This is a genomic window from Actinomadura montaniterrae (genome assembly GCF_008923365.1).
Classification (GTDB): domain Bacteria; phylum Actinomycetota; class Actinomycetes; order Streptosporangiales; family Streptosporangiaceae; genus Spirillospora; species Spirillospora montaniterrae.
On record NZ_WBMR01000138.1, the window covers coordinates 1 to 25,903 of the forward strand.

18 protein-coding genes and 1 pseudogene are annotated in these 25,903 nt (G+C 74.7%); 10 read left to right on the forward strand and 9 right to left on the reverse strand.

Annotation, left to right across the window (positions count from 1 at the left end):
• Both F9B16_RS33965 and F9B16_RS33970 read left to right on the forward strand, forming a co-directional pair.
• On the forward strand, positions 1-1,334 hold a 1,334-nt coding region (locus F9B16_RS33965), incomplete at its 5' end, for a family 43 glycosylhydrolase (protein ID WP_151544312.1).
• 26 nt (positions 1,335-1,360) lie between these two features.
• Positions 1,361-3,307, forward strand: coding sequence for an arabinofuranosyltransferase (locus F9B16_RS33970; RefSeq protein ID WP_151544313.1), 1,947 nt, complete (start codon positions 1,361-1,363; stop codon positions 3,305-3,307).
• 63 nt (positions 3,308-3,370) lie between these two features.
• Here the strand turns inward: F9B16_RS33970 and F9B16_RS33975 are convergent, their stop codons facing one another.
• The 3 genes from F9B16_RS33975 to F9B16_RS33985 are packed head-to-tail and all read right to left on the reverse strand — an operon-like array spanning position 3,371 to position 6,811.
• The gene (locus tag F9B16_RS33975; protein ID WP_151544314.1) at positions 3,371-4,279 is read right to left on the reverse strand and encodes a glycosyltransferase; all 909 of its coding nucleotides are present in this window, start codon (positions 4,277-4,279) and stop codon (positions 3,371-3,373) included.
• On the reverse strand, positions 4,276-5,469 hold the full coding sequence (locus F9B16_RS33980) for a hypothetical protein (RefSeq protein WP_151544315.1): 1,194 nt from the start codon (positions 5,467-5,469) through the stop codon (positions 4,276-4,278). The genes F9B16_RS33975 and F9B16_RS33980 overlap by 4 nt, the downstream gene beginning before the upstream one ends.
• Positions 5,470-5,476: 7 nt before the next feature.
• A complete protein-coding gene (locus F9B16_RS33985; protein WP_151544316.1) occupies positions 5,477-6,811 on the reverse strand; it encodes a hypothetical protein in 1,335 nt (444 codons plus the stop codon).
• Positions 6,812-6,948: 137 nt separating this feature from the next.
• Between F9B16_RS33985 and glf the strand changes: the two genes are divergently transcribed.
• The 8 genes from glf to F9B16_RS34025 all read left to right on the forward strand — a co-directional run bounded on the left by glf (position 6,949) and on the right by F9B16_RS34025 (position 19,730).
• Positions 6,949-8,124, forward strand: coding sequence for a UDP-galactopyranose mutase (gene glf, locus F9B16_RS33990; protein WP_151544317.1), 1,176 nt, complete (start codon positions 6,949-6,951; stop codon positions 8,122-8,124).
• Positions 8,121-10,115: a glycosyltransferase gene (locus F9B16_RS33995; protein ID WP_225992190.1), complete on the forward strand. Its 1,995-nt coding sequence runs from the start codon at positions 8,121-8,123 to the stop codon at positions 10,113-10,115. The genes glf and F9B16_RS33995 overlap by 4 nt, the downstream gene beginning before the upstream one ends.
• Complete coding sequence (locus F9B16_RS34000) at positions 10,112-10,990, forward strand: ABC transporter permease (RefSeq protein WP_225992191.1); 879 nt, start codon at positions 10,112-10,114, stop codon at positions 10,988-10,990. Before F9B16_RS33995 ends, F9B16_RS34000 begins: the two co-directional genes overlap by 4 nt.
• A 3-nt stretch (positions 10,991-10,993) precedes the next feature.
• Complete coding sequence (locus F9B16_RS34005; RefSeq protein ID WP_151544319.1) at positions 10,994-11,773, forward strand: ABC transporter ATP-binding protein; 780 nt, start codon at positions 10,994-10,996, stop codon at positions 11,771-11,773.
• 308 nt (positions 11,774-12,081) lie between these two features.
• On the forward strand, positions 12,082-14,178 hold the full coding sequence (locus F9B16_RS34010) for a hypothetical protein (RefSeq protein ID WP_192809127.1): 2,097 nt from the start codon (positions 12,082-12,084) through the stop codon (positions 14,176-14,178).
• A gap of 83 nt (positions 14,179-14,261) precedes the next feature.
• Positions 14,262-17,324 carry an ATP-binding protein gene (locus F9B16_RS34015; RefSeq protein WP_225992192.1) on the forward strand — a complete coding sequence of 1,021 codons (3,063 nt, stop codon included), beginning with the start codon at positions 14,262-14,264 and terminating at the stop codon, positions 17,322-17,324.
• A 109-nt stretch (positions 17,325-17,433) separates the two neighbouring features.
• Positions 17,434-19,356 carry a hypothetical protein gene (locus F9B16_RS34020; RefSeq protein WP_151544320.1) on the forward strand — a complete coding sequence of 641 codons (1,923 nt, stop codon included), beginning with the start codon at positions 17,434-17,436 and terminating at the stop codon, positions 19,354-19,356.
• A gap of 17 nt (positions 19,357-19,373) precedes the next feature.
• On the forward strand, positions 19,374-19,730 hold the full coding sequence (locus tag F9B16_RS34025) for a DUF5955 family protein (protein ID WP_151544321.1): 357 nt from the start codon (positions 19,374-19,376) through the stop codon (positions 19,728-19,730).
• Positions 19,731-19,745: 15 nt separating this feature from the next.
• On the opposite strand, the gene F9B16_RS34030 is transcribed toward F9B16_RS34025, so the two are convergent.
• The 6 genes and pseudogenes from F9B16_RS34030 to F9B16_RS51430 all read right to left on the reverse strand — a co-directional run.
• Positions 19,746-20,666, reverse strand: coding sequence for a LysR family transcriptional regulator (locus F9B16_RS34030; RefSeq protein ID WP_151544322.1), 921 nt, complete (start codon positions 20,664-20,666; stop codon positions 19,746-19,748).
• A 97-nt stretch (positions 20,667-20,763) separates the two neighbouring features.
• The gene (locus F9B16_RS34035; protein WP_151544323.1) at positions 20,764-21,888 is read right to left on the reverse strand and encodes an NAD(P)/FAD-dependent oxidoreductase; all 1,125 of its coding nucleotides are present in this window, start codon (positions 21,886-21,888) and stop codon (positions 20,764-20,766) included.
• Between the two features lie 8 nt (positions 21,889-21,896).
• Positions 21,897-22,085, reverse strand: coding sequence for a ferredoxin (locus F9B16_RS34040; protein WP_151544324.1), 189 nt, complete (start codon positions 22,083-22,085; stop codon positions 21,897-21,899).
• Positions 22,082-23,263 carry a cytochrome P450 gene (locus tag F9B16_RS34045; RefSeq protein ID WP_151544325.1) on the reverse strand — a complete coding sequence of 394 codons (1,182 nt, stop codon included), beginning with the start codon at positions 23,261-23,263 and terminating at the stop codon, positions 22,082-22,084. The genes F9B16_RS34040 and F9B16_RS34045 overlap by 4 nt, the downstream gene beginning before the upstream one ends.
• A gap of 177 nt (positions 23,264-23,440) precedes the next feature.
• On the reverse strand, positions 23,441-24,427 hold the full coding sequence (locus tag F9B16_RS34050; RefSeq protein WP_151544326.1) for a hypothetical protein: 987 nt from the start codon (positions 24,425-24,427) through the stop codon (positions 23,441-23,443).
• A gap of 287 nt (positions 24,428-24,714) precedes the next feature.
• Positions 24,715-25,903, reverse strand: a pseudogene (locus F9B16_RS51430) (hypothetical protein); the annotation flags it as partial.

Sequence of the window (25,903 nt, forward strand, 5' to 3'; positions counted from 1 at the left end):
CGCCCGGCCGCACGGGCCCGCACGCGGGGACGGCGGCCCCGGGCCCGGCGGCCCCGAGCCCCGCCGCGCCGGTGGCTGCGCCCGGCTACTCCCCGCGCGAGCCCGTGATCGCCGGCTCGTTCGCCGACCCCATGGTCGTCAAGGCCGGGACGGCGTACTACGCCTACGGCACCAACGACGGCGGGGCGAACCTGCCCGTCGCGACCGCGCCGGACATCACCGGGCCGTGGCGCCGGCTGGCGTCCGACGGGCTGCCGCGGCTGCCGTCCTGGGCCGCGGACGGCCGGACGTGGGCGCCGGAGGTCGTCCCGCCGGGACCCGCGAACGGCCGGTACGTCCTCTACTTCACCGCGCGCCACAAGCGCGGCGGCCGGCAGTGCGTCGGGGTGGCGACGGCACCGTCCCCGGCGGGGCCGTTCGCCGCGCCGGACGGCGATCCGCTGGTGTGCCCGGCCGGTCTCGGCGGCGCCATCGACCCGTCGTCGTTCGTCGACCAGGACGGCCGCCGCTACCTGCTCTACAAGACCGACGCCCGCGAGACGGCGGCGATCTGGCTGGTCGGGCTGAGCCCGGACGGGCTGCACCCGGCCGGCCCGCCCCGCAAGATCCTGTCGCGGGGCTCCGATCCGGTGCTGGTGGAGTCGCCGGCGCTCGTCCGGCGGGGCGGCAGGTACGTGCTGTTCTACTCCGCGGGCTGGTACTTCACCCGCGGCTACCAGACGAGGTACGCGGAGGCGGCGTCGCTTTTCGGGCCGTACGCGAAGGCGGGGGAGCCGCTGCAGAGCACCGGCCGGTACGGCGGCGCGGTCGACGGGCCGGGCGGGGCGAGCGTCTTCACCGACGAGACGGGCGACCACCTGGTGTTCCACGGCGTGCTGGAGTTCCATCGCGGGGGCGGGGTGCTGCGCGGGATGTACGTCGCGGCGCTGGGCTGGGACGGCTCGCGTCCGGTGCTGCGCGGCGTGCCGGCGCGGTTCGAGGCCGAGCGCGCGTGGCCGCCGGGCTGCGCGGCGGCGGCAGGCCGGCCGCGGGCGTCGGGCGGCCGGGTGCTCCTGCTGTTCCCGCGCCCGGGGTGCGAGGCCGCTCTGGACGTCGCCGCGCCCGAGGCGGGCCGGTACACATTGCGGATAAAGTACGCCAACCGGTCAGGGGCGGATGCCGTTCAAGAATGCACCGTGAACGGACGTTCTCCGGTGCCGGTGCCATTCAGGACCACCAAGGGTGACGACTGGGGCACGGTCAGCCTCATGGTCGATCTGCGGGCCGGCCGCAACACGCTCGGCTTTCGCCGAATGCCGGGCACGGCGCAGCTCGACTATGTAGAAATCGAATGATCTTTCCGGACAGAACGGGCTGTTGAATGACGACGGTCGAACCAGCCGGCGATGTCGGCCACCCGGTCTCCGGACCGGCCGCCACCCGGCCCGCGGGGCCCGGCCGCCCCGTGCTCCTGCGCGTCATCGCGCACCCGGCGACGGCCGCCCTGCTGACCTGGCTGCTGCTGTCGCCGGTCGCCGCGCTCGTCCCCGTCTGGACCGGCGCCGACCCGTTCCGCCAGCAGGACGCGGACATGCCGCTGGCCCTCGGCGGAGTCCTGCTGGCCGCGGGCGTGCTGCTGTCGTGGCGGCTGCGCAGCGCCACGGCCGCGGGCATCGCCGCCGGCCTGTTCGCGGCGTTCACCGTCCTGCTGATGCGGACCGCGCTGCACGGCACCCCGTTCGGGTTCGAGGGACTGGTGAGCGACACCGGCCGGCTGTCGGCGATGGCCACCCGGTACACCACGACCTGGGCGAGCAGCGACGGGGTCGTGGCCGGCGTCCCGTCGGAGTACCCGCCGCTGTTCCCCTACCTCATCGGCAAGACCGCGGCGCTGCTGGACCTGCCCGCGTGGCGGCTGATCGCGCCCGCCGAGATCATCACCATGTCCGGCGCCGTCGTGGCGTCGTTCGCGCTGTGGCAGCGGCTCGTGTCCGCCCCCGCCGCCCTCGCGATCAGCGTCCTGGTGATCGCCGCCCGCCCGGCGCCCAACAAGTCCTACGAGGTGCTCGCGCTCGCGGTGATGGTGCCGTGGCTGCTGATGACCGTCGGGCGCCCCGAGCGCGGCCGGCTCGGCTGGCTCCCGGCGGGCCTCATCGGCGCGCTGCTCTTCCAGGTCTTCTTCGGCTACCTGCTGTACGCCGCGCCGGGCGTCCTCGTGCTCGCCTGGGCGGTGTGGCGCGGCGCCCCGGACCGGCGCGCCTACCTGCTGCACCTGGCGAAGGCCGCCGCCGTGGTCGTGGTCCTGGCCCTGTGGTTCCTCGTCCCGTACGCGGCGGGGATGCTCCGCGGCGGCAAGCAGGTCGCCGACATGTGGGACGCGCCGCAGAGCTCGGAGAACCCGTTCCCGTTCCTCGCGCCGACCGTGCTCGGCGCGATCCAGCTCGGCGGGCTCGGGCTGCTGCTGTGGTACCGCCGGACGGCCTGGTGGGCGGCCCCGCTGCTGACCCTGCTGCTCGGCACCTACGCCTACCGGCTGCTCAACATGCTCCGCTGGGTGTTCGGCGGCCACACCGGCCTCTACTACTACACGACCCCGCTGATCTCGGCGTGCCTGCTCGCCGCCGCCGTCCTCGGCACGCTCCAGGCGCTGCCCTGGCTGGCCGCGCGGCTGCCGCGCCCGGCGCCGCCGGCGACCGGCGCGGGCGTGCTCGCCGTGATCACCGCGCTGGCCGGCTTCGGCTGCTGGTCCGCCTGGATGCCGGCGAACCGCTGGGTCCCGAAGGACGACAACCGGGCGCTGCCCGCCAGGGAGACGGCCAACCGCATCACCGGGCTGGCACACGTCCAGCAGATGCCCGGCATGGGAGACGACCGGCCCCGCTACGCCAAGGAGGCCGAGAAGCTCGGCTTCCACTCGCGGATGGTCCCGGCCTACCGCATCCAGGACGCCGTCGACCGGCTCCGCGGCCCCGGGTACCGGCCCGTCACCGTGAGCTTCGACGAGCAGCCGTACGCGGTGCTGCCGTGGCGCGGGTACATCGCCGCGATGCGCACCGCGTCCGCCGCCACCGGGCGGTTCGACGAGCGCCTCGCCGAACTGCGCAGGATCGCCCGGTTCACCGACCCGGAGGCGTTCGCCGAGGAGTCCGCCCGGACGCGCTTCGGCGGGATCGACATGTTCGTCCTCAAGCACGACGGGACCGACGTGGTCTTCCGGCCGCTGCAGGTGCGCACGCCGGTGCGGTTCAGCCCCGGCCAGTTCGACTCCGCGCACTGGATGGTGATCGACGGGCTGCGCCACGGGGCGTTCGTCGCGATCCGCCGCTGACCGGCCCGGCGTCTCCGGGCCGTCACCCTGTCTCCGGGCCGTCCCGGGTCCGGGGACAGGGCGTCAGACGCCGAGGTCGGCGAGCAGGTCGGCGGTCGGGCGGGGCCGCGAGCGCAGCCCTTCGGCGAGCCCCCTGGCGAGGCAGCGGCGCAGCGTCGCGCGGTCCCGCGACCCGGCGAACGTCCGCGCCCACCGGCGCAGCGTCGAGCCCCCGTACACCAGGCGCTCGGCGGGGGACAGGCCGCTGCTGCGGGTGAACAGCCAGACCTTGTTGCGGACCTCGTAGTAGAAGCGCTCGCCCGGATCGGCGTCGGTCGACCCGAACGTCCTCGTCTTGTGCACGACGACGCTGTCGCGGCACACGAGCCCGCGCCGGCCCCGCAGCAGCCGCATCGTGAACTCGAAGTCGTCGTTCCACAGGAAGTAGTCGGCGACCGGCAGCCCGCGCTCGCGCACGCGCACCGCGTCGACCAGCACGGACACGAACGAGGCGGAGCGGACCGGGTACCCGTTCACCGCCGCGGCCCGCTCCGTCTCGGCGGCGGACGCGCGCGGCTTGCGGCGCGGGGTGTTCATCGGGTGGTCCCGGCCGTCGGTCCACACGACCCGGCTGCCGACCAGGACCGGCGCGTCCGAGTCCGGCCCGGTGGCGGCGGCGAGCAGCGCGGCGAGCGCGCCCGGCTCGGGGACGGTGTCGTCGTCCATCAGCCAGAGCCAGTCGGCGTCGCCCTTCAGCGCGTGCGCGATGCCGGCCGCGAAGCCGCCCGCGCCGCCGGTGTTGCGGGACAGCTCCAGCAGCTCCGCGTCCGGGAACCGGGTGCGCACCATCTCCGCCGTGCCGTCGCCGGACGCGTTGTCCACGACGACGATCCGGTCGGGCCGGCGGGTCTGCGCGCCGAGCGCGGCGAGCGCCTCGGCGAGCAGCTCGATCCGGTTGTAGGTGACGACGACCGCCGCGACGACCGGGGTCATCGGCCCATGCCCGCCCGGCGGACGGCCTTGCGCAGCCCGGGCGCGGGCTGCGTGGTCGCGACCTCCAGCAGCTTGTCGAGGCCCTCCTGGACGCCGTTGAGGTCGGCGCGCAGCTGGGCGAGCCCGACCCGCTCGCGCGCCGCCGAGAGCCGCTCCAGCAGCTGCACGATCACGCTGAGCGCGGCCTCCGCGAGATCGTCCTCGGGCAGGTCGCGGGGCTGCAGCGGGGCCGCCGGGAGGCCCGGCTCGGTCAGCTCGCCGAGGTCGCCGTGGACCCGGTAGCCGGACACGCGCAGCGACGCGACGATCTCGCGGGTGCGCTGCGCCGCCCAGGCCGCCTGCCCGGGCGGCAGCCCCATCGGCGCCCGCCCGGCCGCGTCGGCGGCCTCCGCGAGCGCGGACCCGGTGAGGTGCCCCCGGACGACTCGCTCGTAGTCGCCGCCGAGCGCGGGGCCGAGCCGGCCGTTCAGCCGGCGCAGCAGCTCCGCCTCCAGCACCGACAGCGGCTCGGGCTCGGCCACGCCGGAGACGTCGCACGCGCCCGGGTCGATGCCGGTGGCCTCGCAGAACCGGCTCCACAGCAGCCCGGGCCCCGTGCCGGGGGCCGGCAGCGTGATGACGTGGATCCGCTCGCGCGGCACCACCGTCTCCCAGGTGCCGAGGACGCGGAGCGGGTCGTGCAGCCCCCAGAACATCTCGCCGAACGGTTCGGGCGCGTCGATGCCGTGCTCGATGAGGTCGCCGGTGAACCGCCCGAACGGGATGGTGTGGGTGTGCAGGATCTGCTCCTGCCAGTCCAGCACCAGCTGCGTGCCGAGGTCGCGGGTGACGAAGACGACGTGGACCTCGGCGTCGCCGAACGACTCGACGGCCCGGGCCGCCTGCTCCGCGGTGGCGCCGCCGAGCAGTTCCTGCGACAGCACGACCGCGTGCCCGTCCCAGTTGCGGGCGCGCCTGGCGACCGCGTTCCAGGCCCCCTCCCAGGCCGGGTCGCGGTGCCCGCCCCAGGTCATGTCGCGCAGGTCCATCACGGCGCCGAAGTGCTCCAGCGGCCCCTCGACGGGGTGGCGGACGCCGGACGCGCCGAGCCGCTTGCGGTTGTCCCACAGCGCCTTCTGCAGGAACGCCCCGCCCGCCGTCGGCGCCCCGACGTGCAGGTAGACGGCCTTGGCGGCCTCGGATCCGGTCATGCGTCGGTCACCTCGTGCTCGTCTGTCCGGCGTCGGCCCGCGCGGCGTCGGCCTGCCTGCGTTCTTCCTGGACCTGCCAGTACGCCTCGCGCAGCCGCGCGACGACCGCGTGCCGCTCGCTCAGCTGCCGGACGGCGCGGCGCACGGCCGGGACGGTCCCCTCCTTGAGCGCGTCGATCCGCTGCCGCAGCGCCTCGGCGTCCGCCGCCACGAGGTCGATCAGGTCGGGGGTGGCGTGCTCGCCGTCCGGGGTCCGGGCCAGCTCCGCCTCGACGTCGGCGAGCCGGCGCAGCACGCCGCCGACCGCGTCGCCGCTGGCGTCGATGACGCCGGCCCAGTCCGGGTCGTCGGGGTGCGTCCCGGGCGGGCCGCAGACGGACCGGTCGGGACGCAGCTCGTCGAGGTCGCCGACCACGTCCCAGCCGGACGCGGCGAGCCCGTCGACCATGGCGGCGGCGCGCTCGGCCACCCAGCCGAAGTCCTCCTCGGGCAGCCGGATGCGCGGCGAGCCGGTCCGGCCGGTCAGCACCCGCTGCGCGAGGTGCAGCTTGATCTCGTCGTTGTAGAAGTGCCAGCCGAGGGCGTCCTGGTCGATGGCCCGGTTGATGCGCAGCAGCAGCTGCGTCTCGGGCAGCCCGAGCGAGGGGTTGTCGAACGGGACCGTCAGGTCGCAGCTGCCGGCGGGCAGGCCGAGCGCCCGGCTGAAGCGCTTCCACAGCAGGTCGCGGGGGGCGCCGGGGCGGGGCAGCGTGACGAGGTGGACGCGTTCGGGCGGCAGGTTCTCGCCCCACCGGGCCAGCACGTCGAGGGGGTCCTGCAGCGTCCAGAAGAAGCCGGCGACCGTGGAGCGCCGCCAGTCCGGCCGCGAGATCGCGGACATGAACTGGGCGAACGACACCGTGAACCGGTTCTTGATGTCCTCCTGCCAGTGCGCCGGGATCTGCCGGGCCAGGTCGCGGACGGTGAACACCAGGTGGACCTCGGCGAAGTCGAGGTCGGCGAGGGCGCGCGCGGTGTGCCTGCGCAGCGCGGGCGCGAACAGCTCCTGGGAGATGACGGCCGGGCCGCCGAACGCGCGGATCTCCTCGACCATCCGGGGCCAGGCGCCCTCGAAGAACGGGTCGGACGCGCCGGGGAAGAACGTCTCGCGCAGGTCGAAGGCGGCGCGCACGTGGGCGGCGAAGTCGTGGCCCGGGTAGAGGAACCCTGCCTCCCGCAGCCGCTCGCGGTTGTGGAACAGGATGTTCTGCAGGTACGTCGTCCCGCTCTTGGCGGCGCCCACATGGATGTACACCACGGGACGCGACGCGCTCGCGGGCGTGCCCGGGTGAGGTGCCGCCACCGCATTCCTTGAGATCAGTACGTCCGCCGATGGATCAGCGGGTATCTTAGCCGTGCATCTGCACCATTGGCGCAGTTTGTCCCAAGGCACCCCGCCTGGTCCTGCCCGTCCCCCCGCCTGGAGATGGACGTCCCTCTGTGAACGCTGATCTTGTCGTTGTCGGCACGGGCTTCTTCGGGCTCACCGTGGCCGAACGCTGCGCCGCCGAACTGGGGCTGCGCGTGCTGGTCCTGGACCGCCGGGACCACATCGGCGGCAACGCCTACAGCGAGGCCGAGCCGGAGACCGGCATCGAGATCCACCGGTACGGCGCGCACCTGTTCCACACCTCCAACGAGCGCGTGTGGGAGTACGCCAACCGGTTCACGACGTTCACCGGCTACCAGCACCGGGTCTACTCGACGTTCAAGGGCCGGGTCTACCCGATGCCCATCAACCTCGGCACGATCTGCGAGTACTTCGGCCGCGTGATGACGCCGGACGAGGCGCGCGAGCTGATCGCCGGGCAGGCGGGGCTCCCCGGCGGCGCGGAGCCGCGCAACCTCGAGGAGAAGGCGATCTCGCTGATCGGGCGCCCGCTCTACGAGGCGTTCGTGCGCGGCTACACGGCGAAGCAGTGGCAGACCGACCCCCGCGACCTGCCCGCCGAGATCATCACGCGGCTGCCGGTGCGGTACACCTTCGACAACCGCTACTTCAACGACGCCTACGAGGGCCTGCCCGTCGACGGGTACACCGCCTGGCTGGAGCGGATGGCCGACCACCCGAACATCGAGGTCCGGCTGAACACCGACTTCTTCGACGTCCGCGGCGACGTCGCCGGGCGCGTCCCCGTCGTCTACACCGGCCCGCTCGACCGCTACTTCGACTTCGCCGAGGGCGAGCTCGGCTGGCGCACGCTGGACTTCGAGACGGAGGTCCGGCCCACCGGCGACTTCCAGGGCACGCCCGTCATGAACTACGCCGACGAGGACGTCCCCTACACCCGCGTCCACGAGTTCCGGCACTTCCACCCCGAGCGCGACTGGTACCCGCGCGACAAGACCGTCATCATGCGCGAGTACTCGCGGTTCGCGGCCCGCGGGGACGAGCCGTACTACCCGATCAACACCCCGGAGGACCGGGCGCGGCTGCTGCGCTACCGCGAGCTGGCCCGGGGCGAGGACGGCGTCGTGTTCGGCGGCCGCCTCGGCACCTACAAGTACCTCGACATGCACATGGCGATCGCCAGCGCGCTGAGCATGGTCGACAACAGGTTGCGGCCGCACTTCACCGGGGGCGCCCGCCTGGTCAGCGGAGGAGCGGACGAGTGACAGCACACACCCCCGAGGGGACGGTCCCGCTGCGCACCCTGCAGCGCGTCGTCATGCCGGTCGGCCGCGACCTGGACGTGCTCTCGCTGTACATCGAGGGGCAGATCGTCCGGGGCGCGGAGGCCGCCGCCGAGGAGGCCGCCGTCGAGGCCGGCATCGGCGACGGCGGCGGGACGGGCGCCGCGGGCGGGGGCGCCGACAGCGTCGGCCGCCGCACCGTCCTGGTACCGGTCGGGCAGCGGGTGTCGTTCGCGACGTACTTCAACGCCTTCCCCGCCGGGTACTGGCGGCGGTGGACGCACGTGGACGAGGCCGTGCTGCGGGTCCGGCTGCGCGGCGACGCCACCGTCATCGTGTACCGGTCCAGCGCGAAGGGGCACGTGCACCGGGTCGCGTCGGCGCGGTTCGACTGCGACACGGCGGAGGAGCACACCTTCGACCTGCCGCTGCAGCCGTTCGTGGACGGCGGCTGGTACTGGTTCGACGTCCTCGCGGGCGAGCGCACCGCCGTGCTGGAGCGCGCCGAATGGTGCGCCGCCGCACCGCAGGTGACCCGCCAGGGCACCGTGACCATCGGCATCACCACCTACAACCGGCCCGCGTTCTGCGTGGAGCAGCTGATCGCGCTCGGCGAGTCCCCCGAGGTGCTGGAGATCGTCGACAACGTCCTCGTCGTCGACCAGGGCACCGACCGGATCGAGGACCACCCCGACTTCGCCGCCGCCGCCGAGGCGCTCGGCGGCCGGCTGCGCGTCATCGACCAGGGCAACCTCGGCGGCTCCGGCGGGTTCTCCCGCGCGATGGACGAGACCGTCCGCGGCGGCCTCAGCGACTACGTCCTGCTGCTGGACGACGACGTGGTGACCGAGACCGAGGGCGTGCTGCGCGCGGTCGCGTTCGGCGACCACGCCAAGACCCCGACGATCGTCGGCGGGCACATGTTCAACCTCTACGTCCGCTCGCAGCTGCACGCCTTCGGCGAGACCGTCGAGCGGTACCGCTGGTGGTGGGGCCCGGCCGCGCACACCTGGAGCGAGCACGACTTCGCGGAGGAGGGCGGCACGCTCCGCGAGACGCCGTGGCTGCACCGCCGCGTCGACGCCGACTACAACGGCTGGTGGATGTGCCTGATCCCGGTCGAGGTGATCGGCAAGATCGGGCTCTCGATGCCGATGTTCATCAAGTGGGACGACGCCGAGTACGGGGTGCGCGCGCAGGCCGCGGGGTTCCCGACGGTGTCGCTGCCGGGCGTCGCGGCATGGCACGTCCCGTGGCAGGACAAGGACGACGGCGTCGACTGGCAGGCGTACTACCACTGGCGCAACCGGCTGGTCACCGCGCTGCTGCACTCCCCGTACGAGCACGGCGGCAACCTGCTGAAGGAGAGCTTCATCATCTCGGTGAAGCACGCGCTCGCCATGCAGTACTCCACCGCCGAACTCATGATCATGGCGCTGGAGGACGTGCTGAAGGGCCCGGCGCACATGCACGCCGGCATGGTCACCAAGATCTCCGAGGTGCGGGCGGTGCGCGCCGGGTTCACCGACGCGCAGGCCCGCGGCAGCGTCGAGGACTTCCCGACGGTGCGGCGCAGCAAGCCGCCCAAGCGCGGCCGCAACCCCGCCCCGCCCAAGGGCCGCACCAAGGTGATCAAGACGGCGCTGAGCAGCGCGATCAAGCACCTCGGCCCGGTGGACGAGGAGGCGCTGCGCAACCCGCAGGCCGCCGTGCCGCACATCGACCAGCACTGGGGCATGCTGTCGAAGTTCGACAGCGCGCTGGTGTCGTCGGCGGACGGCACGAAGGTCCACTGGTACCAGCGCGACCCGAAGCGGTTCCGGTCCGTGATGCGGCGCAGCGGCCTGCTGCACGCCCGGCTGACCCGCGAATGGGACGGTCTCGCCGGGCGCTACCGCGCCGCCGCGGACCAGCTCGCCTCGCCCGAGGCCTGGCGGGAGACGTTCGACGCCTCCGGATCGGCGCGCGGGTGAGCGCAGGCCACGCCGCGCCGCCCGCCGAGCTCCCGCCGCTGGTCGCCCCCGGCACCGACGGCGGCCTGCGGCGCGCGCTGAAGGACCGGTACCTGCTCCGCCTGCTGGTGCGCCGCGAGCTGAAGGCCCGCTACAAGGGGTCGCTGCTCGGGCTCGGCTGGTCCTACGTCCGGCCGGCGGTGCACTTCTCGGTCTACTTCTTCGTGGTCGGGGTCTTCCTCGGCATGAGCAAGCGGGTCCACCACTTCCCGATCTACCTGTTCTCGGGGATGGTGCTGATCAACCTGTTCACCGAGACGCTGCACTCCTGCACCCGCTCGATCACCGGGAACGCGGCGCTGGTCAAGAAGGTGTTCCTGCCGCGCGAGCTGTTCCCGATGGCGTCGCTGCTGGTGTCGCTGGTGCACTTCCTGCCCGGCTTCGGCATCATGCTGGCGGGTGCGCTGTCCTACGGGTGGCGGCCGGACCCGGCCGGGCTCGCCGCCGCGGTCCTCGCCTTCGCGATCGTCGTGGTCCTCGGCCTCGGGCTGGGGCTGCTGTGCGCGGGCGTCAACGTGTTCTTCCGCGACCTGGAGCAGGTCGTGGACATCCTGATGATCGTCATCACCTGGTCGGTGCCGATGATCTACCCGTGGGTGCACGTCCGGCAGCGGGCGCCGGGCTGGGTGCTCGACCTGTACCTGGCGAACCCGCTGGTGTCGGCGGTCAGCCTGTTCCAGCGGGCGTTCTGGTACCCGACGACCCCGAAGCTGTTCGAGTTCCCGCCGCACCTGTACGGCCGGGCCGGCGTCGCGCTCGCGGCGTCGCTGGTGGTGCTCGCGGCCGGCGTCCTGGTGTTCTCCCGTGCCCAGCAGCGATTCGCCCAGGAGTTGTAGGAGATGGAGCAGCACGGTCCCGCCGAGTCCATCGTGATCGACTCGGTGAGCAAGCGGTTCACCCTGCGGCACGCCCGCTCGATCCGGGAGATGACGATCCGGGCCGTCCGCCGGCAGGACCTGTCGGAGAGCTTCAACGCGCTCGACGACGTGAGCCTGACCGTCTACCAGGGCGAGACCGTCGCGCTGATGGGGCTGAACGGCTCGGGCAAGAGCACCCTGCTGAAGATGATCTCCGGGGTGATGCGGCCGGACCGCGGGTCGGTGCGGGTCCGCGGCCGGATCGCCGGGCTGATCGACGTCGGCGCGGGCCTGCACCCCGACCTCACGGGCCGCGAGAACGTGTACCTCAACGGCGCGATCCTCGGCATGTCCGAGGCGGAGATCAAGCGCAAGTTCGACGCGATCGTGGAGTTCTCCGGCGTCGAGCGGTTCATGGACAACCAGGTGCGGTTCTACTCGTCCGGAATGTTCATGCGGCTGGCCTTCTCGATCGCCGCGCACACCGAGCCGGACATCTTCCTCATCGACGAGGTGCTGGCCGTCGGCGACCCGCCGTTCCGGGAGAAGTGCCTGCAGCGGATCCGGGAGCTGCGCGGGGAGGGCCGCACCATGGTCATCGTCGCGCACGACATCCAGATGCTCACCCGGCTCTGCGACCGGGGCGTGACGCTGCGCAAGGGCAAGGTGGTCTTCGACGGCGACCCGGCCGAGGCGGGCCGGCTGTGGCGCGAGGACCGGCAGGCCAGGCAGACCTCCCTGAAGGCCGACGCCGTCCGCTGACGTGCGGCGGGCCGCCGCCATGCGGCCCGCCGTGACGGCGACTCGCCGCGACCCGGCGCGGGCGGTGGCCGGGTGCGGCCAATCGTGGGGGAGCGGGGTGTCCGATGTTTACCGCAGGTGGGCCCCGTGACCGAAATGGCGGTCCGTGTCGCACTTCCCGCCCCATGTTCGGGCGAACGTGACACGCGACCCCGGCAGGCTCTTTACTCTTGCGGTGTAGGTGAACCGATACCGCTGACGAACCGAACGGCAACCCCCAGGCGTTTCCCCCGTTCCGCGACTCCCAGGGGTCTCACGACGTGACGGACATGGCGAGCGGGTCCGCGATGGCGCGGCTCACACAGGCCGACCGCGTCTACGTGGGCTGGCGCTACGCGCAGGTGCACCCGGACCCGGGGCCGCCCCCCGGCGTGCCCGAGCCGGCCGAGCGGCCCCCCGCCGGGCCGCCCGCGCGGCGTCCCGGCGAGCACCTGACCGCGCGCCCCCTGCGGATCGCCACCGGCGGCACGTTCGCGGGCGTCGCGCTGTTCCTGGCGTGCGGCGTCGCCGGGCTGCTGCCGTGGTCGTTCGCGGGCGTCGCCCTGCTGGCGTGCGCCGTCGTCCTCGCCATCACCGGCGGCGCCCTCTGGCGCGACGAGCAGGCCGTCCGGGAGCGGCTCGCCGACGAGCGGGAGCGCACCGCGCGCGAGCAGGCCCGCCGCGCCCGGGAGCGCGACGCCGCGCAGCGCGCCTACGACGACGCCCGCCGCGAATGGGAGCGGCGGCACCGCGCCTACGAGAGCCAGCGCGAGTGGTACCCGGTCGCGGTCCCGCCCGGCGTCGACCGGGTGGACGTCGTCGGCGGGACGCTCGCCGGCTGGTCCGCCGCCGTCACCACGATGGGCGCGGCGCGGCTCGCCGTCGGCGCCCGGCTCACCGTCATCGACCTGTCCGAGGGCGCCGTCGCGCACGACCTGCTGCGGCTCGCCGCCGACCGCGGCGACGACCCGCTGGTGTGGGTGCTGCCCGCCGACCTGCCGCGCCTCGACATGTCGCGGGGGCTGAGCCAGGAGGCGCTCGCGGACGTCCTGTCGCTGGTGGTGAGCGCCGGCGAGGAGGAGGGCGGCACCCGCGACCTGTCGTTCGACAACTCGATCCTGGAACGGCTCATCGAGGTCCTCGGCCCGGACGCGACGATCCCGCGGATCACCGCGGCGCTGCGCGTCCTCGCCCAGGTCGGCGACCCGCGCGACGACCTGCGCAAGGGGCTGCTCACCGACGAGCAGCTGGAGCGGGTCGCGACGATGTTCGGCCGCGACGCCACCGACCGGATCGTGGTGCGCCGCGCGTGGGCGCTCGAAGCGCAGCTCCGCAAGCTGGAGAAGCTCGCGACGGAGCCGGTGGGGCTGCCGCCGTCCCGGCTGCACGTCGTGTCGATGGACCGCCGCGCCGGCGTCCTCACCAACCGGATCCTCGGCACGTACGTGACGACGGCGCTGACGCACCGCATCCGCGAGTCGCCGCCCGGCGGCCGCTGGGACCACACGCTGTTCCTGTGCGGCGCCGAGAAGCTGCGCGGCGACGTCCTGGACCGGCTCATCGACGCCTGCGAGGCCACCGGGACGGGGCTCGTCCTGATGTACCGGTCGATCCCGCGGCACGTGCGGGAGCGCCTCGGCCGCCGGGGGCACGCGGCGGTCGGGTTCATGCGGCTCGGCAACCCCGAGGACGCCCGCGTCGCCGCCGAGCACATCGGCACCGACCAGCCGCTGCTCGTCGCGGAGATCACCGACTCGGCGGGCGAGACGCTGTTCGACGTGGCGGGGGAGAGCTACGCCAGCACCGTCGCCTACGCCCGGCCGCGCGGCGACGGCCTCACCGACCCGGTCTGGTCGCCGCTGCCCGCGCCCGCCGCCGACGACTCCGTGCTGGTCGAGGGGATCAGCTCGGCGACGGCGTGGGGCCGGACCGTCACCGCCGGGGGCGCCGCGAAGCAGCGCTTCCGGGAGCTGCTCGTCGAGCCGCCGCAGCTGCAGGAGTTGCCGCCGACCGCGATGGTGTTCACGCACTCCGGCGCGACGGGCCGCCGGATCATGCTGGTGGACGCCAACCCCGGCATCATCACGCTGCCGACCGCGCACTCGATGGAGTTCGAGGAGTACCTGCGCGAGCAGGAGGCCCTCGAACGCGCCGCCGGCGAGGAGAGCGAGACCGGGGAGGCAGGGACCGGGGAGACCGGCGAGACCGCCGGGGAGCCGTCCGGCGACGCGGCCGCCGGAACACCGGACGCCGATCCGGCACCCGGCGCGCCATCGCCCGCGCCGAGGGCGCGGCATGCGCTGCCGCGCGGCGCCGCGCCGCGCCCGCCCCGGATCGTCCCGCCGCTGAAGCCCAACGGCCGGCACAAGGCCGACCCGCCCGCCTGAGGGGCGGCGGGGCGGTGGCGCGCCCGGGGGGTGAGGGTCAGGATGGTCGGGTGACGTTCCCCCCAGGTTCCATGCCGCCCGGTATGCCCCCGTACGGACGGGGGGCGGGCGTGCCGCCCGGCGCGCCGCCGCCCCGGATGGGCGGGACGGTCCGCGGGGCCGCCGGCGGGTGGGGCGAGGCGGTCGCGCTGCCGGGCCCCTGGTACCGGATCCAGGCGATCCCGGCGCCGCAGCGGAACGCGTCCGCCGAATGGGACTTCGTCAGCGTGCTGCCCGCCGCGCTGTCCGCGGCGCGACGGAACCGCCCGTTCGTCGTCGGCTGGCTGTCGGCGGGCGGCGGCGCCCCGCTGGAGCTGATCACCAACGCGGGCCCGATCGGCGCGCCGGGACCGGACGGGGAGGCGCAGGGCCTGCTGTTCCCGAGCGGCGCCCGCGGCGTCCCGGTCGGCGACGGCTGGCTGCGGCAGGCGTCCCGGATGGCCTGGACGCGCTGCCCCGGGCGGCTCGCCCCGCAGGTCGGCCCCGCCGACGCGGGCCCCGGCCTGTTCGAGGCGACGCTGGTCACGCTGATGGAGCGGCCGTTCGGCTGGTTCGTGGTCGCCGAGCCGTGCGACGAGCGGCTGATCGACACCGAGATGCGCGAGCTGCACCACGAGCTGCGGATGCTGCGGCGCGGCGAGGACGAGCAGGCCCGGCTCGCCGTCGCCCGCGCCGACCAGCGGCTCGCCGAGCTGGACGCGTTCCGCGAGGCGGGGCTCTGGCAGGTCCGGGTCGTCGCGGGCGCGGCGTCGCAGGCGGAGCTGGGGCAGATCGCGCCGGTCCTCGTCGGGTCGATGGAGCTCGGCCACCACCCGTACCGGCTGCGGTCGGGGCACGGCAGCGGCACGTTCGAGGAGATGCTGCGGCCGGGCGCGGAGCCGGCGCCGCTGCGCGCGGGGGCGGAGCCGGAGCAGCGGTACCCGTTCGTCGCGACGGCGGGCGCGCTGTCGGCGCTGGCCGGGCTGCCGCGCCGCGAGGTGCCGGGCCTGCGCGTCCTGGACGCCGGGTACTTCGACGTGACGTCGGAGACCGACGACGCGCCGTCCCCCCGGCCGGAGGCGCGGATCGAGCTGGGCGCGATCCTCGACGGCCAGGACCGGCAGGTCGGCACGTTCACCGTCCCCCGCTCGACGATCAACCGGCACGTGTTCGTGACGGGCGCGACGGGCGCGGGCAAGTCGCAGACCGTCCGGCACCTGCTGGAGCAGCTGACCCGCGCGGGCGTGCCGTGGCTGGCGATCGAGCCGGCGAAGTCGGAGTACGCGGCGATGGCGGGCCGCATCGAGGACCTCGGCGGCCCGGTCACGGTCGTGAACCCGTCCGACCCGGCGTCGGTGCCGCTGTCGGTGAACCCGCTCGCGCCCGAGCCCGGCTACCCGGTGCAGGCGCACATCGACATGGTCCGCGCGCTGTTCCAGGCCGCGTTCGACGCCGAGGAGCCGTTCCCGCAGATCATGGCGCAGGCGCTGCAGCGCGTCTACGAGACGAACGGCTGGGACGTGGTGACCGGCGCGGGCGTCCCCGGCTCGCTGATCGAACCGGCCGTCCCCACCTTGGAGCAGCTGCAGAACGCGGCGCTCCAGGTGATCAAGGACGTCGGGTACGGGCGCGAGCTGATGGCCGACGTGCAGGGGTTCGTGGACGTCCGGCTCCGCTCGCTGCGGATCGGGTCGGCCGGCCGGTTCTTCGAGGGCGGGCATCCCGCCGACATCGGCGGGATGCTGCGTGACAACATCGTCCTGGCCATCGAGGACGTCGCGAACGACGAGGACAAGGCGTTCCTCATGGGCACGCTGATCATCCGGATCGTCGAGCACCTGCGGATGCGCGAGCGGCGCCGCGACCGCTCCGACGGCCCGGCGCTGCGGCACGTCATCGTGATCGAGGAGGCGCACCGGCTGCTGCGCAACCGGGGGCCCGAGCGCGGCAGCTCGCACGCCGTCGAGCTGTTCGCCGGGATGCTCGCGGAGATCCGCGCGTACGGCGAGGGCATCATCGTCGCCGAGCAGATCCCGACCAAGCTCGTCCCCGACGTGATCAAGAACACCGCGCTGAAGGTCGTGCACCGGCTGCCCGCGCACGACGACCGGCACCAGGTCGGCGCGGCGATGAACCTGGACGCCGACCAGTCCCGCGAGGTCGTGTCGCTGCGCCCGGGCGTCGCGGCGGTGTTCGCCGACGGGATGGACCGGCCGCTGCGCGTCCGCGTCCCGCTCGGCGAGGGCCGCGAGGCCGAGCTGCCCGGCCCGCCGCCTCCGGTGGACGGCCGCCGGTCGGCGGCGTGCGGCTGCGAGTGCCGGTCCGGGCGCGCCTGCACCCTCTACGAGCTGCGCGAAGCCGATCTCGTCGCGGGCCATCCGGACTGGGCGTGGCTGCGGCTGTGGGCGGACACCCTCGTCCTCGCGCACGTGGTGAACCGGCCGGTGCCGGCCGTCCCGCCGGAGCTGGGCCGGGCCTGGTCGCGCCTCGCGCCCCGGCTCCGCGAGTGCGCGCTCGCGACCGTCCTCGAACGCGCCGTGACCCGCCGGTCCTGGGCGCTGCGGACCGTGTACCCGCCGTCGGAGCTGACCGCCACCGCCGCGGGCGCCGCGCAGCGGCTCCTCGGCGGCGGCACCGGCACCGCGGCGCCCGGCCCGAACTGGGTGATCCCGCAGGTCCGCTGGCTGCACGAGCTCGACCGGCTGTTCCCCTACGGCGCGGGCGTCCCCGACAAGCACGCGCCCGCGCCGCCGCTGGACTACCAGCTGCCCGGCCTCAAGCAGCCGCCGCAGCCGAAGTTCGGCCACCGGCTGCGCGCGCTGCGCCGCCACCCGCTGTCCATGGAGCTGGACCGCAACCGCCCGCTCGCCCTCACCGCGATCGAGGGCGACGACGAGAACGCGGGCTTCTACGCCGACCTCGCCGTCGTCGCGATCGGCCTCCCCGAGGACGAGCAGATCGAGGACGCCGCCCGGACGATGCGTGTCGAGGAGTGGCTGGAACCCGTGCTGAGCTGGCCGGAGCGGTTCGTCGAGCCGTTCGCCGACCCGTCCGCCGGCCTGCCGTTCCTGTCCCGGGACCCCGGCCCCGGCGGGGAACCCGGCGCGGGCGGTGCCGACGATGCGTGAGCGGTCCACGACGATGCGGTCACGATTCGGTGATAACTCACCCGAATACCGCATCCGCCGCTAGATTCTTTCCCCGCACCGGCCCGCCCACCCGCGGAGGAAGCGGCACATGGACCCGCAGACCGACGACCGGACCCGCCCGCGGGACACCGGCGGGCACCCGCGGACCCCTCCGGAGCCGTTCTTCCGGCACGCGCCGCAGGCCGCCGACGCCGCCGGGCAGCCGCTGCAGAGCGCCACCCGCTACCTGTCCGCCGCGGTCTACCTCGACCAGCGGCTCTGCGACCGGGTCATCGCCGAGTTCCTCGACGACGAGCACCGCGCCGTCGTGCCCTCCTTCGGCTTCGACCTCGGCCCGGTGATCCTGCACGCGGTGCGCGCCCGCCGGTTCCGGCTCGTCCGCGACCTCGCGATCATCGCCGTGTTCGTCGTCGCGTGGCTGCTCGTGCCGGCCATCGCCGCGCTGTACCTGCTGGTCACGCTGCTGCTGCACGTCCCGTGGCGGCGGCTGCGGTGGCGGTGGCGGCTGGCGATCGGCTGGGTCGTGGCGCTGGGCCTGGCGCCGGTGGTCCTGTTCGGGCTGCTGGGCGGGCAGCAGGGCCTCGACGGCTACGAGGAGCAGGACAACACCGGCTTCCTCGACTCGATGCAGACCGACCACGCCCTGCTGACCATCGTGCTGCTGTTCCTCGTGATGGCGACGATCGTGTTCGGCCACCTCGCGGTCGTCTTCTACACCCTGGCCCGCGACCTCGGCCCCGGCGCGACGGGACCGGGCCCGCGCACCTACAGCGAGCGGGTCCGGCTGGTCATCGAGCGGGTCCGCTCGGCGCAGCACGGCAACGTGACGCTCTACTCGGGCGCCAACCCCTTCATCGGCGCGGGCGACGTGACGGCGCCCTGGTCCCGCGTCTGGTCCATCGCGCTGGAACTGGACCGCGCCGCGTCCGGCTCCCGTCCCCCGGGCGCGGACGGCGACGCCGCCTCCGCGGGCCCCGATTCCCCCGGCGCCGCCGCGTCCCCCGACGGCTCCGGCTCCGAGCCCGCGCCGCGGCGGGTCGACGCCGTCACCATACACGAGCGCATCCGCGCGAAGATCCTGCGGATGCGGGACGAGGCGCTGCCGCCACGGCCCGGCGAACCCGCCCCGGAACCGACCCCGCTTCCCCCGAACGAGCGCATCACCGGCCTGGTCAGCGACGTCCACATCGTCGGCCGCGGCCGCTGCCCGCAGCGGACCCGTCCCGTCGACGCGGTGACCGGCCGCTGGTTCCAGGGGCACCCGCTGATCGACGCGACCGCCGGCGTGCCGTTCTCCGTCGCCTCGCCCGAGGCGGTCGAGGCGATGATGCGGCACCCGCAGGCCGACCTGCGCTGCTACCAGCGCGTCACCGTCGCCGGGCACGGCCAGGCGATCGACGCGCCGGACGGCCGCCCCGTCGCCCCCGCCGAGGAGAAGGACGTCGTGCTCTCCGCGTTCGTCTACCTCGCGGTCGAGGGGCGCATGCTGTACGGGCAGTTCGTCGCGACGGTCCTGCCGCCCGTCCGGGAGGAGTACCGCATCGTCGACCGGCTGCCCGACTGGGACGCGGTGACCCTGCTGTTCCGCACGCTGACCGAGAGCTGGCGGACGGTGCTGGCCGGCACCCTGCTCGCCTGGCCGCGGATGCTCACCACCTGCTGGACGATGGCCCGCAGCCTCGTCGCGGCGACCTCGTCCGGCAACCCGGCGCGCAAGACCTCGCACGACTACGGCGCCCGGATCAGCGTCCGGGAGCTGTTCGCGGAGGACGGGTTCGCGACGTTCGTGCAGGAGACCGACGTCGACAAGTACATGCGGCTGATCGAGCGGCGGGTGAACGAGGCGATCCTCGACTACCTGTCGGACGAGTGCGGGATCGACGTGTCGGCCTACCGGGCGCAGGCCGGCGTCATCCTGAACCAGGGCGTCATCATGACCGGCGGGACCGTCCACGGGCAGGTCGCGTCCGGGCGCAGCGTCGAGCAGCGGCAGACCCGCATCAACCCCTGAACCCCGCGGAGGACGGCATGGCGCAGCACGGTGACCGGGGCATCAGCATCGGCGGGCACGCGAACGTGTCCGGCCAGGTCGCGAGCGGCGACCACGTCACGCAGAACCAGCGGATCGCCGGGGCGTCCGGTCCGGACGCCGCGGACGCCCTCGCCCGCGTCGAGCGGCTGCTGGAGCAGCACGCCGCCGAGCTCCCGGAAGCGGCGCGGGCCCGCCGCGACCTCGCCGACGTCCGCGAGGAGGCGCAGGAGGACGACCCGGACCCCGAGCGCATGGGCGGCGCGCTCGCCCGGCTCGGCCGCCGCGTCGCCGGGGTCGCGGCGCTGGCCGAAGCGGTCCGCGCCCTCGCCGCCGCCGTCGGCATGGGCGGCTGACCGAGCCGCGCTCCGTCAGGGGCGCGCCGCGTCGAACAGGAGCAGCCGCAGCCACTCGACGAAGTGGCGGTCGCCCAGATGCGGGTTCCAGACCAGGTCGATGCCCAGCCCGGGGAGCGGGAACGGGAACTCCTCGATCCGCAGGCCGACGAGGTCCCGCATCTCGGCGGCCACCCGGTGGCGGAGCAGCGCGACGCCGCCGGCCCGCCCGACCAGGTACGGGACGAGCAGGAAGTCGGACACCAGCCGGCCGACCCGGTAGCGGATCCCCTTCTCGTCGAGCACCGAGTACGGAAAGGGCCGCCGCTCGGTGTCCACGACCACGTGCGGCTGCGTGGTCAGCAGGTCGAGCGCGCTCGCCTCCGGCGGCGCGCCGGCGGAGGCCACCACCACGATGCGGTCGTCGTAGAGCCGCTCGCGCGGGTACGGCGACGCGAACCCCTCGGAGATCAGCACGGCGTCGACGCCGTGCTCGGTGAAGGTGGACTCGGCCGGCACGGTGATCGTCCGGATCCGGAGCGTCGCGTTCGGGGCCCGCTCCGCCACGAGCCGTCCGAGCCGCCCGCCGAGGACGAACGCGGTGCTGGTGGTCATCGCGACGGTGATGACGCGGCGGTCCGTCGCCGGGTCGAAGCCGGGGAAGGCGACCACCTCCGCGGCGTGCCGCAGCGTCGCCCGCAGCGGCGCGATCAGCTCCATCGCGCGCGGCGTCAGCGTGACGGCGTTCCCCTGCCGGACGAGGAGGTCGTCGCCGAGCAGGCGCCGCATGCGGCCGAGGGCGTGGCTCATCGCGGGCTGCGTGAGGCCGACGCGCTCGGCCGCCCTGGTCACCGAGCGCTCCTCCAGCAGCGCGAGCAGGGGCACCAGCAGGTTGAGGTTGACCGACGCCAACCGGTCCAGCCCGGAGCCCGCGGCGCCCGTACCGTCGTCGCTCATAGCGACGAAACTCTACGCGGCACCCCGGCTCGCGCGGCCTGTCGGCTCCGCGGCCGGTCGGCTCGCGCGGCCGGTCGGCTCACGCGGGCGCCCCGGCTCAGGCGGCCGGTCGGCTCGCGCGGCGCAGCCGGGGGATCGGGATGCGGTGGTTCAGCGCCACGGCCGTGCCGGAGCCGTCCTCGCGGGTCCAGCGCATCAGCGCCGGCCCGCCGGGCCCGCCCTCGAGGTACACCGGCTCCCCGTCCACGGGGAGACGCCCGACGGCCTTGAGGCTGAGCCCGAACTGCTCGGTCCAGAAGTACGGCTCGAAGCGCAGCGGCGGTGCCGCGTCCCCGCGCACGAGGGCGGCGGCCGCCACCTTCGCCTGCTCGATCGCGCTGCTCCACAGCGGGACGCGCCGCCGGCCGTGCGGCGCCGGGAACGCCGCCAGGTCGCCGGCCGCCGCGATCCCGGGACGCACGAGCCCGCGCGGGTCCACCCGCACGACCCCGCCGTCCGCCAGTCCCGTGCCCGCGAGCCACTCGGTGTTCGGGACGTCGCCGACGGCGGACACCACCAGCTCCGCCTCGACGGCCGTTCCGTCGGCGAGCGCGACCCGGGCGTCGTCCGCATGGCCCTCGATCTGGGCCGCCGCGGTCTCGACGATCGTGAGCCCGCGGTCCACGGCGGCCCTGCCGAGGACGTCCGCGAGGTACGGCCCCAACTGCGCGGTCAGCGGGGCGCCCTGGGAGACGAGCGTGACCCGGCAGCCCGCCGCCAGGCACGCCGACGCGATCTCCATGCCGAGCGGGCCGCCGCCGACCACGGCGACCGGCGGCCGTCCCGCGAGCCGTCCGCGCAGGGCCAGCGCGTCGTCGAGGCCGCGCAGCGTGAGCTCGCCGGGCAGGCCGGACAGCCGCCGCGCGCGGGACCCGGTCGCGATCACGAGCCCGTCGTACGGGAGGCCCGAGCCGTCGCCGAGCCGGACGAGCCGGCGCTCCACGTCCAGCCCGCACACCCGGACCCCGAGGATCTCCTCCGCCCCGTGCGTGGCGGGCGGCAGCTCGTGCGCCGCCGTGCCGCCGCCGTCGAGCAGCAGCGCCTTCGACAGCGCCGGGCGGCTGTACGCCGCGTGCGGCTCGTCGCCGACGATGGTCAGCTCACCGTCGAACCCGTTCGCGCGCAGCGCGTCCGCCGCGGTGAGCCCGGCGATGCCGTTGCCGGCGACGACGACCCGCCTCATCGGGGCGCTCACGCGAGGCGCAGGGCCGCGACGGGGCAGACCCGGACGGCGGCGCGGGCGAGCGGCGCCTCGGCGTCGCCGATCTCCTCGCGGTCGAGGACGAGCTCGCCCTCGTCGTCGAGGTGCATCAGCCGCGGCGCGGCCTCCTCGCAGAGGCCGTGCCCCTCGCAGCGGGGGCGGTCGAGGACGATCTTCATGCGGGGAGCACTTCCAGGACGGGGAGCTTCTCGATGCTCCGGGTGATGTTGCTCGGCACGCGGACCTCGGGGCCGGCGACGAGCCGCCCGACGCGGCGCGCCAGCGCCCCGATGACCGCGTGGCCTTCGAGGCGGGCCAAGCCCTGCCCGGCGCAGCCGTGCGGGCCGTAGCCGAACGACAGGTGGTCGACCGGGTTGCGCTCGACCAGGAACGCGTCGGGGTCGGCGTAGTGGCGCGGGTCCCGGTTGCCGGCGCCGAACAGGATCGCGACCTTCGCCCCCGCGGGGATCACGACACCGTCGATCTCCACGTCCCGGGTGGCGCGGCGCCCCCACGCGTGGACCGGGGCCCAGTAGCGGAGCACCTCGTTGAACGCGGCCGGCACCAGCGACGGGTCGTCCCGCACCAGCGCGAGCTGCTCGGGATGCGCGGCGAAGAGGGCGACGACGTTGCCGATGGACGCGATCGTGGTGTCCACGCCGGCGCCCAGGTACTGGTGGATGATGTGGCCGGCGGAGCCGGCCGGGATCTCGCCGCGGGCCTCGGCCTCGAAGACGCCGCGCCCGACCGAGCCGGGCGCGAGGTCCTCGGCGGTGACCTCCGCGCACCAGCCGTACAGCTCGCCCGCGATCGGGAAGCTCTCCTCGGTGCGCCGGTTCATCGGCCCGATGACCTGCATCGCCGCCTGCCCCCAGCGCAGCATGCCGGCGCGGACGCCGCCGGTGAACCCGATGAGCTCCGCGACGACCTCGAGCGGGAACGCGCGGGCCAGCGCGTCGACGGCGTCGAACGAGCCCCGGGCGGCGAGGTCCGCGACGAGCGCGTCGGCCTTGGCGTCGATGGCGTCCTTGAGCCCGCGGAGCGCCCGCGGCGACAGGCCGGCGGCGAGGGCCGCGCGCAGCCGGGTGTGCTCGGGCGGGTCCGAGGCGAGGGACGTGCCGGCCAGGGCCTCGTTGACGGCCGGGTTGAAGCCGATGGCGCCGGCGGAGGAGAACGTCTCCCAGTCGCCGAGGGCGCCGCGGATCGCGTCGTACCGGGTGAGGGCGTACACGTCGTTCGCGGGGAGGCGGACGACGGCGCCGAGGTCGCGGAGCGCCGCGTACGCCGGGTACGGGTCGACGAGCACCCGGTCGTCGAACAGGTCGAGATCGGAGACGGGCGGGACGGGATCGGTCATCGGTTCACCTCGGTTCGCTTCGCTGGAGCCCAGTGAAGCGAGCCGAGTCGCATCAAGCAAACAAATGTTCGACATGGGGCGGCATGCACGAGATGCATGCCGCCGCCCTTCGATCGAGACGCGGCCAGGCCGATCCGGCTCCCGGTGTGCGGGCCTTGGCCGCTACCGCCTGAACCGTCAGATGTTGTCGCCGTCGCGGGCCGGGAGCCCGGCCTGCTCGGCGATGGGCGTCCAGTAGCCGATGAACTCGTTCTTGGCGTCCGTCGCCTGCTGGTTCACGTCCGCCACCTCGTCGTCGGACGGGCAGCCGGGCGAGACGTCCAGGTACCGCTGGTTCGACTCGACCGACGCGCGCAGCGCCCGCACCAGCGCGTCCTTCATCGCGGTGCCGTTGTCGAGCGCGCCGACGTCCAGGGCGTTCGCCTTGTCGAGCTGCGACTGCCGCTCGTCGTGGATGCGCTGGAGGCCGTCGGTGGGGCAGCCGTCGGCGACGACGGTGCCCAGCTCGGAGCGGGTCCGCGCCATGTCCTCGATGAGGCCGTCGACCGCGCGGGCCTGCGCCGTCATGTCGGCGCTGGGCGAGCCGTCCGCGGTGGTCGGGGAGTCGCCGGGGCTCTGGTCGTCGGTCGTGACGGGCTGCCCGGCGGGTGAGGACGCGGGCCCGGCGACGGACGTGGCGGGCTTGTTCGACCCGCTCGGCCAGAACACGATCCCGAGCGCGACCACGACGAGCAGCACCACGCCCGCCGCGATGAGGAAGTACAGCGCGTTGTTCCGCTTCGCCGGGGCGGGCGGCTGCCAGATGGCGGGCTCGGCCCACGGCTCCGGCCCGAGCTGCGTCGACCGCTCGCCCCACGGCTCGGGACCCAGCGGCGTCGACCGCTCCCCGGACGGCGGCATCGGGGTCGTGCGGTCGGGCCAGGGGCCGGGGTCCGGCGCGTCCGGGACGGGGATCCACGGAGGTGGCAGCGGCTCGTTGGACCCGGCGCCGAATCCGGACGGGGGCGCGCCGCCGGGCGGCTGCTCGAACGGGTTCCCCTGGCCCGGCGGCGCCGGCGGGACGCCGTAGTCGCGCGTCGCCTCGTCCTCCCCGGACGGATCGCGCGCCGTCTCCTCGGCGGCGGACAGCGTGTGGCCGGGACCGTCCGGCGACGCCGGCCGCACCGGCGCGTTGCAGCGCGTGCAACGGGGGAGCGCCGGATTGGTGTCGCTTCCGCAGCCCGGACACCGCATAACAGCCCCTTACCCCGTGAGGTGCATCGGTGACAAGATACTGCCCCGTCCGCGGGAACGGACGCCCCCTCCGCGGGTCGCAACCCGGTTGTGATCGGACGGTCACGCCCGCGACGGCCCGCCGGTCACGCCCCGCCGCGACCCGCCGACCACGCTCGCCGCGACCTGCCGGTCACGTCCGCGATAGCCCGCCGGTCACGTCCGCGGCGGGCCGCCGGTCACACCCGCTGCCAGCTCCGCACCGGCTGGCCGGTCTTCTTCGCCACCGGGTTCCACAGCGCGACGAACCGCTGCTTGGCGAGCGTCGCGCGGCGCTCGCCCTGCGCGCGTCCCGGCACGTGCGCCGCGTCCGGCTTCGGCTTGCCGTGGCAGTGCGCCCGGCTCTGCTGCGCCCAGTGCAGCAGGAGCTGGTCGACCTGCAGCGACGCCTGCAGCGCCTGCGCCAGCGACGTCCGCAGCTGCTCGCCCTTCGTCAGCTGGCCGACCTTGAGGTTGCGGGTCCGGTTCAGCTGGTTCTGGCGGCGCTGGACGGCGTTCTGGAGCCCCTGGACGGCGGCCGGCAGGTCCTTGCAGCGCCCGGCCCGGCTCATCGCCGCGGCGAGCACGCGGCGCGCGTCGACGCTCGCGTCCAGCACCGCGCTCATGGCCTCGGCCTGCTGCTTCTCCGCGCTGCTGATGTGCTCGTTCTGCGACACCGGCTTGCTGGACGACTTCGACGCCTTCGGGGACGCGTCGTCCTTGCCGCCACCGGACGGCCACGCGACGAACGCGACGACGACGAGCGCCACGGCGACGAGCGCGGCCACGCCGATCAGCAGCGGCTTGCTCGTCCCGCCACCGGACCGCGCCGGGCCCGGCGGGTAACCGCCGGGGCCGCCCGGCCCGCCGGGGCCCATCTGGTTCATCGGCATGCCCTGGTTGCCCATCGGCATGCCGGCGTTCATCGGGTCGCCGTAGCCGCCCGGCTGGCCGAACCCGCCCGGACCGCCCGGACCCATCGGGGGAGCACCCATGACGGACGTACCGCCCGGGTCCATCCGGGTCTGGTCGAACCCGCCGCCCTGCCCGAAGTCCATCCGGGTGTGCCCGTCGAACGGGACGCCGCCCATCGGGCCGGGCGCGAGCTGCGTCGCGTCCGCGTCCGGCATCGGGGCCTGGCCCTGCGGCGGCGAGCCGGCGACCGACAGCGGCGCGCCCCACCCCTGGTCGGCGGGCGGCTGCTGCGGCTGCTGCGAGCCGTAGATCTGGGTGGCGTCCGCCGCGTCCTGCGGGTCGGGCTTGCGCGGCTGGGCGAACCACGACTCCGGGACGATCGACTCGACGGGCGGCGGCGGCTCCTCCGGGGCGAGCGCCCCGCCGGGGAACCCGCCGCCCGCCGGAGGCGGCGCGGGCGCGCCGGACGCGGGC